The organism is Sphingomonas sp. (genome assembly GCF_042091075.1).
Taxonomy (GTDB): Bacteria; Pseudomonadota; Alphaproteobacteria; order Sphingomonadales; family Sphingomonadaceae; genus Sphingomonas.
The window spans coordinates 1-16,002 of record NZ_JBELIE010000068.1 but is presented as its reverse complement, the minus strand read 5'-3'; the positions used below and the strand labels follow the sequence as shown (position 1 = coordinate 16,002).

General features: G+C 65.4%; 18 protein-coding genes. 14 read left to right on the top strand and 4 right to left on the bottom strand.

All coding sequences use genetic code 11. The features are described from left to right. On the bottom strand, positions 1 to 426 hold a 426-nt coding region (locus ACFDSW_RS08730; RefSeq protein WP_375249901.1), incomplete at its 3' end, for a winged helix-turn-helix transcriptional regulator. 88 nt (positions 427 to 514) lie between these two features. Between ACFDSW_RS08730 and ACFDSW_RS08725 the strand changes: the two genes are divergently transcribed. The 5 genes from ACFDSW_RS08725 (at position 515) to ACFDSW_RS08705 (ending at position 3,867) form a co-directional block, all read left to right on the top strand. Beyond that, positions 515 to 1,129, top strand: coding sequence for an FMN-dependent NADH-azoreductase (locus tag ACFDSW_RS08725; protein ID WP_375249900.1), 615 nt, complete (start codon positions 515 to 517; stop codon positions 1,127 to 1,129). A 152-nt stretch (positions 1,130 to 1,281) separates the two neighbouring features. Further along, positions 1,282 to 1,710 (top strand): MarR family winged helix-turn-helix transcriptional regulator, encoded by a 429-nt coding sequence (locus ACFDSW_RS08720; RefSeq protein WP_375249899.1) that lies wholly within the window; start codon positions 1,282 to 1,284, stop codon positions 1,708 to 1,710. 36 nt (positions 1,711 to 1,746) lie between these two features. Continuing rightward, a complete protein-coding gene (locus tag ACFDSW_RS08715) occupies positions 1,747 to 2,313 on the top strand; it encodes an isochorismatase family protein (protein ID WP_375249898.1) in 567 nt (188 codons plus the stop codon). Beyond that, the gene (locus ACFDSW_RS08710; protein ID WP_375249897.1) at positions 2,306 to 2,644 is read left to right on the top strand and encodes a hypothetical protein; all 339 of its coding nucleotides are present in this window, start codon (positions 2,306 to 2,308) and stop codon (positions 2,642 to 2,644) included. Before ACFDSW_RS08715 ends, ACFDSW_RS08710 begins: the two co-directional genes overlap by 8 nt. Then, positions 2,644 to 3,867 carry an MFS transporter gene (locus tag ACFDSW_RS08705; protein ID WP_375249896.1) on the top strand — a complete coding sequence of 408 codons (1,224 nt, stop codon included), beginning with the start codon at positions 2,644 to 2,646 and terminating at the stop codon, positions 3,865 to 3,867. Before ACFDSW_RS08710 ends, ACFDSW_RS08705 begins: the two co-directional genes overlap by 1 nt. Positions 3,868 to 3,926: 59 nt before the next feature. On the opposite strand, the gene ACFDSW_RS08700 is transcribed toward ACFDSW_RS08705, so the two are convergent. Both ACFDSW_RS08700 and ACFDSW_RS08695 read right to left on the bottom strand, forming a co-directional pair. Next, positions 3,927 to 5,027: a hypothetical protein gene (locus ACFDSW_RS08700; RefSeq protein ID WP_375249895.1), complete on the bottom strand. Its 1,101-nt coding sequence runs from the start codon at positions 5,025 to 5,027 to the stop codon at positions 3,927 to 3,929. A gap of 35 nt (positions 5,028 to 5,062) precedes the next feature. Next, positions 5,063 to 5,728 (bottom strand): TetR/AcrR family transcriptional regulator, encoded by a 666-nt coding sequence (locus tag ACFDSW_RS08695; protein ID WP_375249894.1) that lies wholly within the window; start codon positions 5,726 to 5,728, stop codon positions 5,063 to 5,065. Positions 5,729 to 5,820: 92 nt separating this feature from the next. Between ACFDSW_RS08695 and ACFDSW_RS08690 the strand changes: the two genes are divergently transcribed. The 7 genes from ACFDSW_RS08690 to ACFDSW_RS08660 all read left to right on the top strand — a co-directional run bounded on the left by ACFDSW_RS08690 (position 5,821) and on the right by ACFDSW_RS08660 (position 10,492). Continuing rightward, entirely contained in the window at positions 5,821 to 5,961 is a 141-nt protein-coding gene (locus ACFDSW_RS08690) for a hypothetical protein (RefSeq protein ID WP_375249893.1), read from the top strand. Positions 5,962 to 5,993: 32 nt separating this feature from the next. Further along, complete coding sequence (locus tag ACFDSW_RS08685) at positions 5,994 to 6,911, top strand: helix-turn-helix domain-containing protein (protein WP_375249892.1); 918 nt, start codon at positions 5,994 to 5,996, stop codon at positions 6,909 to 6,911. A gap of 83 nt (positions 6,912 to 6,994) precedes the next feature. Further along, positions 6,995 to 8,023, top strand: coding sequence for an alpha/beta fold hydrolase (locus ACFDSW_RS08680; protein ID WP_375249891.1), 1,029 nt, complete (start codon positions 6,995 to 6,997; stop codon positions 8,021 to 8,023). Between the two features lies 1 nt (position 8,024). After that, positions 8,025 to 8,888, top strand: a complete 864-nt coding sequence (locus ACFDSW_RS08675; RefSeq protein ID WP_375249890.1) for an NAD(P)-dependent oxidoreductase — start codon at positions 8,025 to 8,027, stop codon at positions 8,886 to 8,888. Next, positions 8,885 to 9,202 (top strand): EthD family reductase, encoded by a 318-nt coding sequence (locus tag ACFDSW_RS08670; protein WP_375249889.1) that lies wholly within the window; start codon positions 8,885 to 8,887, stop codon positions 9,200 to 9,202. The genes ACFDSW_RS08675 and ACFDSW_RS08670 overlap by 4 nt, the downstream gene beginning before the upstream one ends. 152 nt (positions 9,203 to 9,354) lie before the next feature. Next, positions 9,355 to 9,792 (top strand): antitoxin Xre-like helix-turn-helix domain-containing protein, encoded by a 438-nt coding sequence (locus ACFDSW_RS08665; RefSeq protein WP_375249888.1) that lies wholly within the window; start codon positions 9,355 to 9,357, stop codon positions 9,790 to 9,792. After that, positions 9,779 to 10,492: an RES family NAD+ phosphorylase gene (locus tag ACFDSW_RS08660; RefSeq protein ID WP_375249887.1), complete on the top strand. Its 714-nt coding sequence runs from the start codon at positions 9,779 to 9,781 to the stop codon at positions 10,490 to 10,492. Before ACFDSW_RS08665 ends, ACFDSW_RS08660 begins: the two co-directional genes overlap by 14 nt. A 186-nt stretch (positions 10,493 to 10,678) precedes the next feature. Here ACFDSW_RS08660 and ACFDSW_RS08655 read toward each other — a convergent pair whose 3' ends face one another. Next, positions 10,679 to 12,787, bottom strand: coding sequence for a TonB-dependent siderophore receptor (locus tag ACFDSW_RS08655; RefSeq protein ID WP_375249886.1), 2,109 nt, complete (start codon positions 12,785 to 12,787; stop codon positions 10,679 to 10,681). A 330-nt stretch (positions 12,788 to 13,117) separates the two neighbouring features. Between ACFDSW_RS08655 and ACFDSW_RS08650 the strand changes: the two genes are divergently transcribed. Together ACFDSW_RS08650 and ACFDSW_RS08645 are read left to right on the top strand one after the other, a co-directional pair. Beyond that, positions 13,118 to 13,675 carry a PAS domain-containing protein gene (locus tag ACFDSW_RS08650; RefSeq protein ID WP_375249885.1) on the top strand — a complete coding sequence of 186 codons (558 nt, stop codon included), beginning with the start codon at positions 13,118 to 13,120 and terminating at the stop codon, positions 13,673 to 13,675. A 36-nt stretch (positions 13,676 to 13,711) separates the two neighbouring features. Further along, positions 13,712 to 16,002 (top strand): chemotaxis protein CheB (locus tag ACFDSW_RS08645; protein ID WP_375249884.1); only part of this gene is annotated, 2,291 nt, incomplete at its 3' end.

Here is a 16,002-nt window from a genome sequence, read left to right as displayed (position 1 = left end):
GTCGCGCTGGACCGCATGGGACTTCACGCCTGAACGATCATCGGAACCATCAAACGCGATCTGCGCCGCGGCGATGCGGGGCAGGTGCTCGAAGGCCCAGTCACCCAGCAATTTGACCGGGCCGGCCAGCGAATGGCCGATATCGGTCAGCTCATAATCGACCCGGGGCGGGATGGATGGCGTCACCGTCCGCGTGACGAGCCCGTCGCGTTCCATATTGCGCAAGGTCAGTGTCAGCATCCGTTGTGAAATGCCGTCGATGCCGCGTTTCAGTTCGTTGAAGCGATAGCTGCGCTCGCGCAGCAAAATGATGATCAGCACCGTCCACTTGTCGCCGATGCGGGCGAGCACCTTCGTCACCTTGAGGCAGGAGCCGGTATCGCGCCGCGTTTCCGCGATTTCTACGGGGGTGTCGGTCACATCCATGTGCCTTCGGTATCAATCCTGTGCGTTCTTGCGGGCCGTTGCCGGGTAGGCACATAGCATAACTGACGCAACAATCGGAACCTGGCAGATGAAAATCCTTCACATCGACAGCAGCATCACTGGCGCCCAATCGGTGTCGCGCGACCTGTCCGCGCGCATCGTCGAGCGGCTCGGCGGCAGTAGCGAGCATCGGATCGTCTATCGTGACCTTGCCGCGACGCCGCTCGCGCACTTTTCGGCGGCGAGTGCGCCATCGGCGCATCCCCTTTCGCAAGCCATGCCAGTGTTGAACGCCCAGCAGCAAATGCAGCGCGCCGAGAGCGACGCCGTCCTTGCCGAGTTCCTGGACGCCGACATCGTCGTCATCGGCGTGCCGATGTACAACTTCACGGTCCCGTCGGAGCTGAAGGCCTGGGTTGACCGGCTGATCGTGCCTGGAACGACCTTCCGCCGCGGCGAGGCCGGTCCGGAAGGGCTGGCGCACGGCAAGCGCGTGATCCTGGGCGTGGCCCGCGGCGGCATCTACGCCGCCGGTTCTCCGTTCGCCGCCGCCGAACATGCCGAATCGCTCCTGCGGTCGCTGCTTGGCTTCATCGGTGTCACCAACATCGAGAGCGTCGTTGCCGAAGGGCTCAACTTCCCCGACAGCCGGCAGGCGGCGATCGAAGCGGCGCATGACGCGGTGCAGCGGCTGGCGGCATGATCGTATCCGCCGTGGTCGGAGATTCTCTCCTCGACATCCGGCTATCGATCCTTCTCCGCGCCCAACACCGCGGACAGGATAAGAAGTTAAACTTTACAGATAGCCTTAAAATGATTTATCCCACCCAATGATGTTTGGACTCTCCACTACCCGTGGCTGACTCGGGCGTCTCGCTCGCGCAGGCGTTGAGGCAAGTTGTCAGCAGGCTGAGGCGGCGTCTGAGAGAGCAGGCTGACGTCAGCGATCTTACGCCGTCGCAGATCTCCGTCCTGCTGCGACTCGAGCAGGAAGGCCCCTTGACCACATCGGCGTTGGCCCGGGTGGAGGTCATGCGTCCGCAATCGATGGGTACCATCGTTACCGCCTTGCAGGATCTCGGCTTCGTTGCGGGTTCTTCGGATCCTTCCGACGGTCGGCAGACGCTTCTTTCGCTCACCGAACGGTGCCGCGTGTGGATCGCCGAGGGGCGCGCGGCGCGGCAGGACTGGCTGGCGCGGACGATCGCGTCCCGGCTGTCACCCGACGAACAGCGACAACTGGCCGCGGCCCTCCCGTTGCTCGACCGCCTGGCCGAGGGGTGACTGAGGCGAATCTACCTTCAAGAATGGGATAAGTCCTTGCCCCTGACCATCATTGACCCGAACACCGCGCTGCTGGTCGTCGATCTCCAGAAGGGGATCGTCGACGCGCCCTTCGTCCATTCGATCGACGAGGTGGTGACCAGGGCGGTAGAGCTGATCCGAGCTTTCCGGACCCACCGGCTGCCCATCGTGCTTGTCAATGTCGCTGGATCGGCGCCGGGACGCACCGAGCAGCCGCCTCGCGCGCCGGCTGCGCTGCCGGCCGGTTTCACCGATTTCCTGCCCGACCTTGATCGGCAACCCGGCGACCTCGTCGTGACCAAGCACAGCTGGGGCGCCTTCGCCGGTACTGGCCTCGAGGCCAGACTTAAGGGCATCGGCGTCACTCAGGTGGTGGTGGTCGGGGTGGCGACCGGCACCGGCGTCGAGGCCACCGCACGCCAGGCGTATGAGGCGGGGTTCAACGTGACGCTGGCGATCGATGCGATGACCGACCGGCGCGCTGAGGCACACGCCTACAGCATCGCCAGCGTATTCCCACGCCTCGGCGAGACCGGAACCACGCAGGAGATTATCGACCTGCTGGCGCAGAGGAGTGCCTGACCTGACCTGGCTACACCTTGCGGCCTGGTTTTTCGGCGGGCTGTTTCTGATGAACGCGCTGCCGCATCTCGTCAGCGGCGCGACCGGCCGGCCTTTCCAGACTCCGTTCGCCCGGCCGCCGGGCGAGGGGCTATCCTCGGCTACGATCAACATGTTGTGGGGGTTGTTCAACCTCGTCGTCGCCTATGCGCTGATCGCCAAGGTCGGCGCCTTCGATCTGCGTGCGCTGCCGGATGTGGCTGCGACGGGGCTGGGCATGGCGCTCATCGGCCTGTTCTCCGCGCGCCACTTCGGGCGGTTCCACGGCGGCAACCTGCCGCAACGCCAGTGATGGCCACGGGGGCGTTTCGTTCGCTGCGCGGTGTCAATTACCGGATCTGGGCCGCGGGCGCGTTCGTGTCCAACGTCGGCACCTGGGTTCAGCGCACCGCGCAGGACTGGCTGGTGCTGACGGTCCTTACCCGTCACAGCGCGGCGAGCGTCGGCCTCGTCATGGGACTACAGTTCGGGCCGCAGCTGCTATTCTTGCCCTGGACGGGCCTTGCTGCTGACCGATTTGACCAGCGCAAGCTGTTGATCGTCACCCAGGCGGCGATGGCGGTGCTGGCGCTGGCGCTTGGCGTACTCACCGTCACTGGCGTCGTGCGGCTGTGGCACGTCTATTTCTTCGCTTTCCTGTTCGGGACCGCCGCCGCCTTCGATGCCCCGGTGCGCCAGACCTTCGTCGCCGCGCTGGTCGGCGATGCCGACCTTTCCAATGCGGTCGCACTGAACTCGACATCGTTCAACGCGGCGCGCATGATCGGACCAGCGGTCTCCGGCATACTCATCGCCGCCGTGGGCACCGGCTGGGCGTTTCTCGCCAACGGCGTGTCCTTCGTTGCGATGCTGCTCTCGCTGCTGCTGCTCCGCACCGGCGACCTGCATGTCACACCGCGCGCGGCGCGCGCACGCGGCGGGCTGATCGAAGGCTTTCGCTATGTAGGGAACCGGCCGGACTTGCTGACGATGCTGGTCATGCTGTTCCTCGTAGGCACGTTCGGACTCAACTTTCCGATCTTCATCTCGACCATGGCGGTCAGCGTGTTTCATGCCGACGCGCGAGGCTACGGGCTTCTATCGTCGATCATGGCGATCGGGACGGTCGGCGGTGCGCTGTTCAACGCGCGGAGCGCCGCGCCGCGGTTCACGGCGCTGGCCGGCAGCGCCGCCGTGTTCGGGGTTGGCTGTACGCTGGCGGCGGTGGCGCCCAGCTATTGGCTGTTCGGCGCGGCGCTGGTCGCGATCGGCGTCGCGGCGCTGATCCTCACCAATACCAGCAACAGCCTGATGCAGCTGTCGACCGAGCCGGCCATGCGCGGGCGTGTCATGGCGCTGCGCATCGGCATCGCGCTTGGCGGCACCCCGATCGGGGCACCGATCGTCGGCTGGGTGGCCGACCATCTGGGGCCCCGCTGGGCACTCGGCCTGGGAGCCGCGTCCGGTTATGCTGCGGCGATCGTGGCGGCCTTCGCGATGACACACGGCCTGCATGAGCGCGGGCCAGACCAATAGCGTCGTCCTGCAAGCGCGCGCCCGGATAGCAGGGCGATGCAGGACCGCCGATGGCCCGGTCACGAGCAGCCGGAGCCTCGAGCGACCTTTGCGGCCGCGCCGGCAATGACGGCGTCGTGGGCGACCTGCTGAAGCCGGACCGCGACGGATGGACTGATGCCCAACCTTGTCGCCACGCCTTCACCGGCGCCCAGACTTCTCGGATCGACGCCGGTGATCTGCTGGAACAGGACGAGCCCGCTGAGATAGGCGCCATAAACGCTCGGATGCAGATAATCGGGTTTGGAGATGGCAGGATCGTTGCGGGCGTTCATGCCGTACCAGAGCAACGGTAGCGGTGAGGTGCTGGAATACGGGTTGTCGTTCGCGACGTTGGCCGCCCAGGCCGCGGCCCATGCGTCACCGACAGGGGCGACACCGGCGATCCTGCCGTCCTTCTGTGCCGCGCCAAAATAGGAGGCATGATAAGCCGCACGGATCGCTTCCAGCTTGGCCGCGTATCGCGCGGGGAAGTCGCTGGCGGTGGTGCTGCCGCTCAGCTGTTGCGCGGTCGCGCCGCTCGGCCAGGTTTCGTAGAGGTAGACGTCGGCCGTCGGTGCCACTGCGTGGATACCGGCCTCGATCGTCTGGACGGAGGAGCAGAACGTCGCAGGGCGTCCGGACGCATTCCCGGTCAGGCTGGCGGGGAGGGGGCGGGCACTGATCTCCTGAAGGACGACCGCGTTCCACTTGGGTTGATCGATGATGGTTGACGCCGCCTCGTAGTTCTTCGCAAGGCTCGTCTTCGAGATTGCCTCGATGTGCACATCGTATGTCAGTCCAGCCTCGCTCGCGAGCTGGGCGAAGATGCCCGGAATGCCGCCCCACGGACCGGGTTCCCGTTCGGCGCGATTGCCCGTCTGGCCGTAGTTCTCGTCCGTGACGTAAGCCGATCCGGTGGTGTCGGATTCCGATCCTCCCGAATTAAAGGAACGCACCGGCGTGTAGCGCCCGTGTGTAAGGCTGTCGCCGACGAACAGGATGTGGTGAACGGAGCTCGCGGTGAACGTTGGCGTCGGCGAGGTGGAAGGCGGTGCGGCGCTTGTCACGCCGCCACCGCCGCGCGAAGCCAGCGCGGCGCAGGCGGCCAGCAGCAAACCCATCATCAATCGATTCATCATCCTGGGGGTCTCCCAAGTTTAGTCGGATGCGGCAGTTATTGGCGCCTGCCGGCATCGCCGTGCCGGAGCTGCGTCGCGGTGGCATTGGCGTCCCATGCATTCAGCGCCTGCGTGATGGCCGCGTCTATGGCTTCGGAGGATATCCCATCGCGCGCCTGAACCGAAATGCCCATGAGGAGGGCGTCTACGAGCGTGGAAAGGCCGGTTACATCGGTGGACGCACGCAAATCCCCGTCATCGACCGCCTGCTGGACGCAATCCCGGATTGCCTGGCGGTTACCGGACCGCTCGTCGGCGGTGATGGCTTGCACGGGCGCACCATCCGCCGAGGAAACCAAGGCAGACAAGGTGACCATGCAGCCGGACGGATGGGGCCCCGCGGTCTGCATGACGGCGGACAGGCGGAGCGCCTTCTCGATCCGGTCTCTCGGACGCAGCGCACCCTCCCGAAGCGATGAGACGACCCGGCCATGCGTCCGCAGGTAGAATTCCACCGTCTTGCGAAAGAGCCGCTCCTTGGAGCCGAACGTCGCGTAGAAGCTCGCCGATGAGATGCCACCCATGGCTTTCCTGAGATCTCCCAGCGACGTGCCTTCGTAGCCGTGGGTCCAGAACAAATGCATCGCGCTGACGACTGCCTGGTCGTGGTCGAAGCTCCGCGGGCGTCCGGTGCGTGGCATGATCTTCGACTCTCCTGCCATCTGGACTAAATGATCCAGAAGTCATTGACAAGCGTCCGCGTCCCGATCAATTGTGGATTGATTGATCCACATATGCGGGGTGAATGATCGCGATGAATTCCCATTCGAGCGATGAGGCGGATAGCCTCCCTATCCCCGCGCTGCTCGCAAGCGGTCACTGGCTGCCAGAGGAATGCGTGATGCCCGTGAACCGGGCGGTGGTCGCCTTTCTCGCCGACAAGCCGATCCAGTGATCCCGCCGGGGCTGCCGACTCGGACCGACCGGATGGTACGTGGGCAGATTTTCGATCGCGAGAGCCTGCGCTGCACACGTCAGATCGGTGCGGAGTTGCTTGCCAGCAGCCGATCGGTCGGCTGGCAATCGCTTTTGATCGACCATCACCGCATTCGCCCGCACGACGGCGAGTTCGTCACTCACCGGACATCGGACCAGACGATCGTCGTCATGCTCGCGGGAGAACAAAGGCTCGAGACCTATTCCGCCGGGGTGTGGCGGCCGGCGACGTACCAGGCGGGAACGGTGGGCCTGACGCCGGGCAACAAAGTGGAACGGCTGCGCCGTCGACCCGGCCAACGTTTCGACCTCTTCGAAAAGGCGAATCTCTATATTCCGACGGCCGTCCTGGCGGAGGTTGCTGAAGAGCATCGTCGCGCCGGACAGCCGTTATGCGACGTCGAGCTCAACGCGCTCGCCTTCTCGGATCCCTTGTTGGCACAGACTGCGATTGCTCTTCTTCATGGGATCGAGACAGGGGCGACCAATCTCTACGCGGAGGCGGCGTCGATCTGGGTCGCGACTCATCTCCTCGCCATCCATGCGCGCCGGATCGATCCCGGGCACTACACGCCGCGTCCGATCAGTGATCGGCGGATTGCGCGTGTGCTCGAAATGATGAGTGCGCGCCTTGCCGAGCCGCTGACCCTTGACGAACTGGCGGCGGAGGCGGGGATCAGCAAGTTCCACTTCGCACGCCAATTCAAGCTGAGTGTTGGAATGCCCCCGCATGCGCTGCTGGCTACACTAAGATTCGACGCAGCCCGCACATTGCTGTCGGGGACCGACCTGGCTGTCGGCGTCATCGCGAGCCGTTGCGGCTATGCGCGAGCTTCTCAGCTCAACGCGGTGTTCGCCCAGCGGCTGGGGATGGCGCCGCTCGCATGGCGTCGGCGGCAACGTGGTTGAGTGCGATTTTCGGCGACGTTGCGAAAGAGTTCCGATGGGTTGCTGTCTGCGGAACGTCCCGTCCCGTCGCAGGTAGAACCGCCATGTCAAAGGTCATCGAGCATCCCTTCTGGGCCGATACGCCCGTTCGAGCCGTTCGCCGCGGTCACCTGTGGATCCCGGGCGACCGCATCGTGATCGACGGCCTCACCTATCAACGAGGTCCGCTGTTCGCCGAGTGGGAGGCACCGGAAGTCGTCACCCGTCCCTGGCCGGTCGTGCTCGTGCATGGCGGCGGATACCAGGGCACGGAGTGGCTCGACACACCCGACGGCCGGCCGGGATGGGCGCAGAGGCTCGTCGAGGCGGGTTATGCGGTGGTAATCGTCGACCGACCGGGGCAGGGACGCTCCCCTTTCCACATCGATACATTCGGACCGATGGGCCCGCCCTTCTCCTACGAGAACGGGAGGAAGATATACTTCCCGACGGATGCCGCAGAAGCGCATATGCAGTGGCCGTTCGCGGCCGACAACGAACAGGCGATGGACGAGTTCATCGCCGGCTACGGACCTCTGCCCGCCGACCTTGCGCTGTCCGAGGATGTGGAGGCCGACCGGCTCGCCAGGCTGCTCGACCGTATCGGTCCGGCCGTGCTCCTCACCCATTCGGCTTCCGGGCCGGTCGGTTGGCTCGTCGCCGATCGGCGGCCGGGGCAGGTCAAGGCGATCGTGGCGATCGAGCCGATGGGGCCGCCCTTCGCCGACATCCCGAACATCGGCTCGCTCAACTGGGGACTGACAGCCGCGCCCCTCGGTTTCGACCCCCCTGTCAGCACACCGAAGGAGGTGCGTGACTCCGCGCCCGGCGCCCTGCTGCTCCCGGCGCTGGCCGGGCTGCCGATCGTGGCGGTGACTGCCGAGGCTTCGGCCTTTGCCGCGGCAAGCGCCCCGACGATCGAGCGGCTGCGCGCTGCCGGGGCTGCGGCCGAGTTGCTACACCTTCCCGACCATGGCGTTCATGGCAACGGGCACGGCCTCATTTACGAAAAGAACTCGGACGAGGCGCTGCAGCCGGTGCTGCGGTGGCTGGAACGACACGCCGGGATCGACGGTGGGAAAGAAGGAAGCTGACATGGAAGTGGGATTCATCGGCCTCGGGGCGATGGGCAGCGCGATGGCGTCGAACCTCTTGCGGGCCGGTCATGCGGTGCGTGGCTGGAACCGTTCGGGAAGCGCGGGGATCGATGGCATCTTGATGGTCCCCGATCCCGCGGATGCGTTCCAGGCGGAGGTCGTGTTCACGATGCTGTCGGACGACGCTGCGGTCCGCGAGGTGCTGATCGAGCCGGGGGTCCTGGCGAAGGCGCGGCCGAATGCGGTCCATGTCGTCACGGCCACCATTTCCGTCGAACTGGTCCGTGAACTGATCGCCGCGCATGAGGAGGCGAAGCTCGGCTACGTCTCGGCACCGGTGCTCGGCCGCCCGGACGCGGCAGCCTCGGCCCAGCTCAACATCCTGACGGGCGGCAAGGCGCCGGCGGTGGAGAAAGCGCGGCCGTTGCTGGAAGTGCTGGGCAGGAAGCTCTGGCACATGGGCGACGACCCCGTGCAAGCCAACGCCGCCAAGATCGCCGTCAACATGATGATCACGATGGCGATCGAGGCCATGGCGGAGGCGGTCGTGCTGACCGAGAGCACTGGTCTCGACCGTGGCACATTCTTCGACCTGATCCTGAACACGCTGTTCGGCAGCAGATCCTACGAAAGCTACAGCGCGCACATTGCCGCCGGGGAATACGAGCCGGGCTTCAAGGCCCGCCTCGGCCTGAAGGACCTGCGCCTAGCTGCCGCGCTCGCAGGGGAAACGGATCGATCCCTGCCCATGCTCGATGCGGTCCGCGCCCGCATGGCCGAGACGGTCGATGCCGGCATGGGTGAGAGCGACTGGTCCGCCATGGCCGATTTCACCATCAACCGTTCGGAGAAGCCGTCATGATCTTGATGTACGTTACCTACCAGGGCGATGCCGATACACGCTTCGACCGGGACTATTACGTCAGCCGGCACATCCCGATCGTCATGGCTGCGTGGCAGCAATATGGCTTGACCTCGTGTGACGCCTTCTTCCCGGCCGATGCGAACGCCGGGACGATCGCGATTGCCGAGTGCCGCTTCACGGACGAGGCGGCGTTACGGGCCGCGCTGGCTTCACCCGAGACGGAAGGGGTGATGGCCGATGTCGCGCATTTCACCGATGCGCCCCCGGCGCAGCATATTCCGGGTCCGGTCAAGGAAGTAAGCCCGTCATGAGCAAGATATGGCGCATCACAGGGTGCTCGAGCTGTGTCAGCGCGATCCCTTCGTCACGCCTCGCTAACTCCGGCATGAACACACGGCGTCTCATTCTCCCAACTTGATATTTCACATCGCGTGACGTATGTAATCGCGTCAGGAGACGCGCGATGGGCAATGTCATACCGTTGCATATTCAGGATCCGCGGCCGGGCCAGCTTCAGACCTTTGCCGAGGAAGATGATCGTGCAAGGCTGACGGGACCGGCGGTCAAGGCCGTGTTGCGTGCTGCGGACGCATGGCGTGCCAGTAACGCCGAGGGCGCGGCCCTGCTGGGTGTGTCCCAGAGCACCTGGGATCGTATGAAGGCGGGCAAGTGGGACGGCGTGTTGAGTCAGGACCAGTTGACGCGTGCGTCGGCGCTCATCGGCCTGTTTAAGGGACTGCGCCTGCTGTTCGCCGACGGCATGGCCGATCGCTGGCCCAACCTTCCCAATCGGGGCCCGATCTTCGACCGGCGAACGCCGATCCAGGCCATGATCGTCGGCGGCATTCCGCGCATGCTGGAAACCCGCCTCTATATCGACGCGCTGCGTGGCGGGCTTTGACGAGGGCACGCTCGACGGGGTTCCGCTCGTTCGCGAGGCTTTCCCGCGAACGATCCGGCTGGTGTCGAGTGCGCGCCTGCGTGCCGCGGTGATGGCGCCACTGGCGGACGGCGAAGACGACCTCGCTGCGCTCGCCGAAATCGAAGGCGCTACCAGTGGACGCCTGATCGCGGAGGAGCGGGGCGCCGGCGCGCTGCCCGCGGAGGAGCTGGTTCACGGCGTGCGACACGCGAAGTTCATCAACGCGAGCTTCGCCTATGCCAAACCGCGCCAGCCCAATCGCTTCAACCCGGCGCAGCGGGGCGCCTGGTACGCTGCGATGGCGGTCGAAACCTGCATCGCCGAAGTCGGCTACCACCTGACCCGGGCGTTGGCGGACGCGGGGGACTTCACCGCCGCCGTCGACTATGGGGAGATGCTCTCGAGCGTGTCGGGCGTGTTCGTCGATCTTCGCCAGTCGCCTGATCATCCCAGCCTGAACGCGGATCCGGGCATCGGCTACCCCAGCGGCAATGGCATCGCGGCCACCGCGCGTGCCGCGGGCCTTAACGGCATCATCTATCCGTCGGTTCGTCATCCCGGTGGCGTGTGCATCGCCGCTTTATGGCCCAACGTCGTCCAATCCGTCGTTCAAGGCGCGCTCTACCGGCTGACCTGGTCAGGCCGGCCTGACTTTCGCTGGGAGGCTGTCCCGGCATAAACGCCGTCCTCAACCGGCCATGGGCCCGGGCTGTGGCTGGGCGTTAGTCGGCCCCACTCGGCTTGCTGTTTCGATGATGACGCCACGCGGCGCGACTGCGCCCACGAGCGCAGCCGGTCGAACCAAAGGTCGCTCGTGGCGCCTCGTCGACGCAGATCGAGCGGTCAGCCTGGGCGGCTTACGGGATCAATAATGGATGCTCAGCGTGCCCAGCACGCTGCGCGGCGCGCCAAAATAGCCCTGATCGAAATTCAGCGACGTCAGATATTTGGCATTGGTGATATTACGCAGATTGATGCCGACGCCGACCCGGTCGGTCAGATCGTAGCGCGCCATCAGATCGACCAGCGCATAGCCGCCTTGCCCCAGTCGGATCGTCGGTGACGGATCATAATAGATGCTGCTCTGATACTGGACCGACGTGCCGACCTTCAGCGCGGGCAGCGCTGCCGGGGTGTAGGTGAGGTTCAGGCGCCCGGTGTTGCGGGGCACGAAGGTGCGCTCGGGCTGGCCCTCCGGGTTGCGCAGCGTCATGATGCTGAAACCACCGGTCGCCTGCAGGCCGGGGGCAAGCTCGCCGCCGATCTCCACCTCGATCCCGCGCGACATGGCCTGGGTGGGGGTATAGGTGGTCCGGCCCAGGGCGGGATTGAAGACGCCGAACGCGGTGTTGCGCTGCCGCGCGCGGAACACCGCCGCACTGGCATAGAGGCGGCCGCCGCCCCAGGCGCCCTTGATCCCGGCCTCCAGATTGTCGCCCTGGATCGGTGGGAGGATCTCGTTCTGCGCGGTCAGCTCGTTCTGCGGGCGGAAGATCTTGGCGAAACTGCCGTAAAGGCTCAGCGACGAAGTGAGATCGAAGGTCGCCCCGGCAAAGGGCGCGAAATTGGATCGATCGTATTCAGTTGCCGTACCGTAGGAATAGCCGTTGCTCGTGGCATGGGTATAATTGCCGCCCACCATCACCTTGAGCGGATCGGCGAGGTTAGCGCGGACCAGGCCGTAGATCGTCTCGCGCCGCGTATTGGTATCGAGGCTGAGATCATAGGTCGCCGGGAAATCGGGGTAGGGGAACGTCCCCTGATACAGGGTCGCCAGCGGTAGCGAGACGCCGATCGCATTCTGATCGTACCCGGAATATTGCAGATAGCGTTCCGCGCCGCGCTGCACGCCCAGCATCACATCATGCTCGCGCCCGCCGAGCGCGACCTTGCCGCTGACATAGGCATCGATCGTCAGGTTGCGCGTCGTGCCGCGGAACGCGCCGGGGTAGCTGAACACGCCCAGCCCGGTGCTGCGATCGGGATTGCCATAGACGTAGAACAGCGTGTGATCCTCGTCATTGGCGCGACGCAGGACGCTGATCTTCCCGGTCCAGCCGTTGCCGAAGTCATGCGTCAGGTCGCCGAAGATCTGGCGGTCGATCACCCCCCAGCCCGACCAGTCGGGCGCGTAATTGGCGCTGCGCGGCAGGTCGATGCGCGAACCGTCGGTATAATAGATCGGGTTCGCGCCCCACATCGCACCGCGGCTCTGATGGTCCTGATGGCCGTAGCCGGCGCTGACGACGGTGTTCGGCCCCAGATCCGCCTCGACGATGCCATAGCCGGTCCAGCGGCGCAGATGGTAGCGGTCCAGATAGCTGTCGCTGTCGCTCAGCACGCCCACCGCGCGCGCGCGCACGCTGCCGTCGCGGGTCAGCGGGACGCTGACATCGCCGTCGAGCCGCAGTGCGTCGAACGAGCCATATTGCGCATTCGCGCTGACCTTCAGCTCGCGATACGGGCGCTTGCGCACGAAATTGATCAGCGCGGAGGGGTTGCCGGTCGGCGACAGCAAACCAGGCGCGCCACGCACCACCTCGACACGGTCGTAGATCGCGGTGTCGATCGATCCGACCTGGATCCCGAACGAAAAAGGCAGGCCGATACCGTCGATCTGGAACGTCTGGATGTCGAAGCCGCGCGCGCTGTAGTAGATGCGATCGGTCTCCGCCGCCTGCACCACCACGCCCGGCACGGTCGCCAGCAGCGCATTGACATCGTTAAGGCGGAAGTCGTCGATCTGCGCGCGGGTGACGACGCTGACCGATTGCGGCGTCTCGCGCTGGCTCAGCGGCAGACGCGTCGCGGTGCGCTGGTTGCGAACGCCGTAATCATCGCTTCCCTCGGTCCGCTCGCCGTTGACGATGATATCCTCGCTGCGCTGCGCATCGGTGGTGTCGGCCGCGGCCGGCGTGGCGGCGGGCATGAGCGGCGTGGCGGCGGCGGCCAGTAGCATGGCGCAAACGGACATTGATGGAACTCCCTGATATCGCGCCTCCATATCGCGATGATCCGCTATTGCAAGTCATTGTCGTTTGCACTTTTGGGTAAGGTTCCCCGCTCGGTGTTTGCCGTCGCATTGCCGGAAAGGGCGCCGCGTTGTTCCCGCCATGGCGATGGCGGGGAACAAGATCGTCGGCATCGGCTTTTTCCCGACTGTCTGTATCGCGCGCCGCTGTCCCCACAGGGCGTCCACCGGCGCGGGATCGTCCAACCAACGTGAGGAACTATCACGAAAAATGGGCCCATCCGGGTTGAAACCACGGCCGTGCTCGTGCTTACTCCAGGTTAGAAAGTCATTGTGAACGCCGTCATTCCTCCACCGCTGCGCGACTATTTCGAGCGGTCGCACATCGCCCTGTCGCTGGCCGCGGCGGGGGAGGACAATCCGTTGCTGCTGGTCAACCGCGTGTTTCTCGATCTGACCGGCTATGATGAGGGCGAGATGGTCGGGCACAATTGCCGGCTGTTGCAGCGCGACGTCGACAATGCCGAGGCGCGTCAGCGCCTTCGCGAGTTTCTTGCCAGTGAGCGACAGGCCAGCGTGCGCACCCCGATCGTCAACTTTCGCAAGGACGGGCGTCCGTTCGTCAATCTGCTCTATATGTCGAAGCTGCGTCGTGCCGACGGCTCGGTCGAATATATCTTCGCCTCGCAATTCGACGTCAGCCGCTCGCAACCCGATTTGCTGTCCGCCTATGATGTGGATCTGGGCCAGGCGATCCACCGGCTCAGCCCCGCGCTGGCGGAGGCGGGAATGGTATTGGAGGGCTCGCTGACCACGATCGCCAACACCGCCGCGACGGTGGCGCAGGCGAAGCTGACGCTGTCGCAGCTCGACAGCGTGTCCTTCCCATGATCTCGGCGCCGGTTCCCCCGCCGCTATGACGCTGTGATGAGCGAAGCCGCTCGGCTCCCGATCGTCGGTATCGGCGCGTCCGCGGGCGGGCTAGAGGCGCTGCGCGACATGCTCGCGTCCGCCCGGTCGCCCACCGGCATGGCCTTTGTCGTCGTCCAGCATCTCGATCCGAATCACGAAAGCATGCTGGCGCAGCTGCTGGATCGTCATACCAGCCTGCAGGTGTTGCAATGCGAGGGTGGCGAGCGGCTGGAGGCGGACCGCGTCTATATCATCCCGCCGGGCCATGGGCTGGCGATCAGCGACGGCGTGCTGGAGTTGACCGAATTTGCGCAGCCGCGCGGATTGCGTCGGCCGATCGACGATTTCTTCGTGTCGCTGGCGGGCGATCAGCAGGCGCTGGCGGCCTGTGTGATCCTGTCGGGTACCGGTGCGGACGGCACCACCGGATTGCGCGCCATCAAGGAAAATGGCGGCATCTGTGTCGTCCAGCAGCCGGAGACCGCGCGCTACGACGGCATGCCGCTCTCGGCGGTGGGCACCGGGCTGGTCGATTTCGTGCGGCCCCCGGGCGAGATCCTCGCTTGTCTGGGCGCCTTCTTCATGCGCCGGCAGGGTGAGCCGCTGGAAGACGAGGCGGAAGTCGTCGCCGACCATGTCGACGAATTGTGCCGCGTATTGCGCCAGGCGATCGGGCATGATTTCTCGGGCTACAAACGCTCGACGCTGATCCGCCGGGTCGAACGGCGCATGCATGTGCTGGGGATCGACAGCGGCCGTGGCTATCTGACGCGGGTACGCAACGATGCCGACGAGTGCGAGGCGCTGTTCCGCGATCTGCTGATCAACGTCACACGCTTCCTCCGCGACAGCGAACTATTCGAATTGTTGAAGGCGCGCGCGATCGTTCCGCTGCTGCGCGATCGCACCCCCGGCGAGGATGTCCGCGTCTGGGTGCCGGGCTGTTCGAGCGGCGAGGAAGAGTACAGCATCGCGATGCTGTTCGCGGAAGCCGCGCGCGAACTTGGCGAGCCGGTGGCCGTCCAGATCTTCGCCACCGACATCGACGAGCAGATGCTCGCCGTGGCGCGCGAGGGCACCTATCCCGCCTCGTCGCTAGTGGATATCCCGCCGGCGCTGCGCGAACGCTACACCGTTCCGCACGGAGAGCGGTTCACGATGACGGCCGCGATCCGTGACATGATCCGGTTTTCCAACCACAGCCTGGTGAAGGACCCGCCGTTTTCGCGTATCGACCTGTTGTCGTGTCGTAACCTGTTGATCTACTTCGATGATCGACTGCAGCAGGCGGTGCTGCCGCTGTTGCATTACGCTATACGGCCGGGCGGTTTCCTGTTCCTTGGCCCGTCGGAGAGCGTGGGACGGTTCGAGCATCTGTTTCCGGCGCTCGATCGCTCCGCGCGGCTGTTCGAACGGTCGCCCGGCGCGCCCACCTATCCGATCGACCTGCCCGGGGGCTTACGACAGCGCACGCTGCGGCGGGAGCGGGGGGAGCGCGGTGGCGACGGTGGACTTCCCGACGAGAGCGTGGCGACCCGCCGGATCGTTGATCGCTACGCGCCGCCCAGCATGGTGCTCGATCAGGACGGGGGGATCGTCGCCGCCTTCGGACGGCTGGGGCGCTATTTCGACTTCCCCGTCTCGCGTCATGGCGGCACGAGCGCGATCACGCTGGCGCGGCCCGGCTTGCGCGACGTGCTCGGCCCGCTGCTGCGCCGGTCGCGCGACGAGCGGAAGCGGCTGGTGGCGCGCGACGTGGAGGTGGCGGGGGAGCTGGGGGTCCAGCCGGTCGAGGTGATCTGTGATCCGCTGGATGACGGCAACACATTGTTCGTCTTCCGCGATAGCGGGCCGTTTCGCCCGGCGGAGGATCCCGACGCGCTCGATCTGGCGGCGGGCGACGATCATATCGAGGCGCTGGAAGACGAGCTGCGGCTGACGCGGCACCGGCTGCGCTCGGCGGTGGAGGAACTGGAAACCGCGAACGAGGAGCTGAAGAGCTCCAACGAAGAAATGATGTCGATGAACGAGGAGCTTCAATCGACCAACGAGGAATTGTCGACGGTCAACGACGAGTTGAAGAGCAAGGTCGACCAGCTGACGATCGCCAATTCGGACCTGCGCAATTTCTTCGAATCGACCGAGCTGGCGGTGGTCGTGATCGACGCCGATCTGCGGGTACGCAGCTATACCGAGGCGGCGACGGGCATCTTCCCGTTGCAGGCCGCCGACCGCGGACGCCCGCTGACCGATGTGGCCAGCCGGATCGATACCGCCGATTTCTGGGAGCATGTCCGCTCGGTCGC

What these genes read in the sequence shown, in the direction of transcription:
- ACFDSW_RS08675 (WP_375249890.1), top strand. Translation starts at nt 8,025, where the DNA reads ATGGAAGTGGGATTCATCGGCCTCGGGGCGATGGGCAGCGCGATGGCG.
- ACFDSW_RS08665 (WP_375249888.1), top strand. Translation starts at nt 9,355, where the DNA reads ATGGGCAATGTCATACCGTTGCATATTCAGGATCCGCGGCCGGGCCAG.
- ACFDSW_RS08690 (WP_375249893.1), top strand. Translation starts at nt 5,821, where the DNA reads ATGAATTCCCATTCGAGCGATGAGGCGGATAGCCTCCCTATCCCCGCG.
- ACFDSW_RS08695 (WP_375249894.1), bottom strand. Translation starts at nt 5,728, where the DNA reads ATGGCAGGAGAGTCGAAGATCATGCCACGCACCGGACGCCCGCGGAGC.
- ACFDSW_RS08705 (WP_375249896.1), top strand. Translation starts at nt 2,644, where the DNA reads ATGGCCACGGGGGCGTTTCGTTCGCTGCGCGGTGTCAATTACCGGATC.
- ACFDSW_RS08700 (WP_375249895.1), bottom strand. Translation starts at nt 5,027, where the DNA reads ATGATGAATCGATTGATGATGGGTTTGCTGCTGGCCGCCTGCGCCGCG.
- ACFDSW_RS08680 (WP_375249891.1), top strand. Translation starts at nt 6,995, where the DNA reads ATGTCAAAGGTCATCGAGCATCCCTTCTGGGCCGATACGCCCGTTCGA.
- ACFDSW_RS08670 (WP_375249889.1), top strand. Translation starts at nt 8,885, where the DNA reads ATGATCTTGATGTACGTTACCTACCAGGGCGATGCCGATACACGCTTC.
- ACFDSW_RS08685 (WP_375249892.1), top strand. Translation starts at nt 5,994, where the DNA reads ATGGTACGTGGGCAGATTTTCGATCGCGAGAGCCTGCGCTGCACACGT.
- ACFDSW_RS08725 (WP_375249900.1), top strand. Translation starts at nt 515, where the DNA reads ATGAAAATCCTTCACATCGACAGCAGCATCACTGGCGCCCAATCGGTG.
- ACFDSW_RS08655 (WP_375249886.1), bottom strand. Translation starts at nt 12,787, where the DNA reads ATGTCCGTTTGCGCCATGCTACTGGCCGCCGCCGCCACGCCGCTCATG.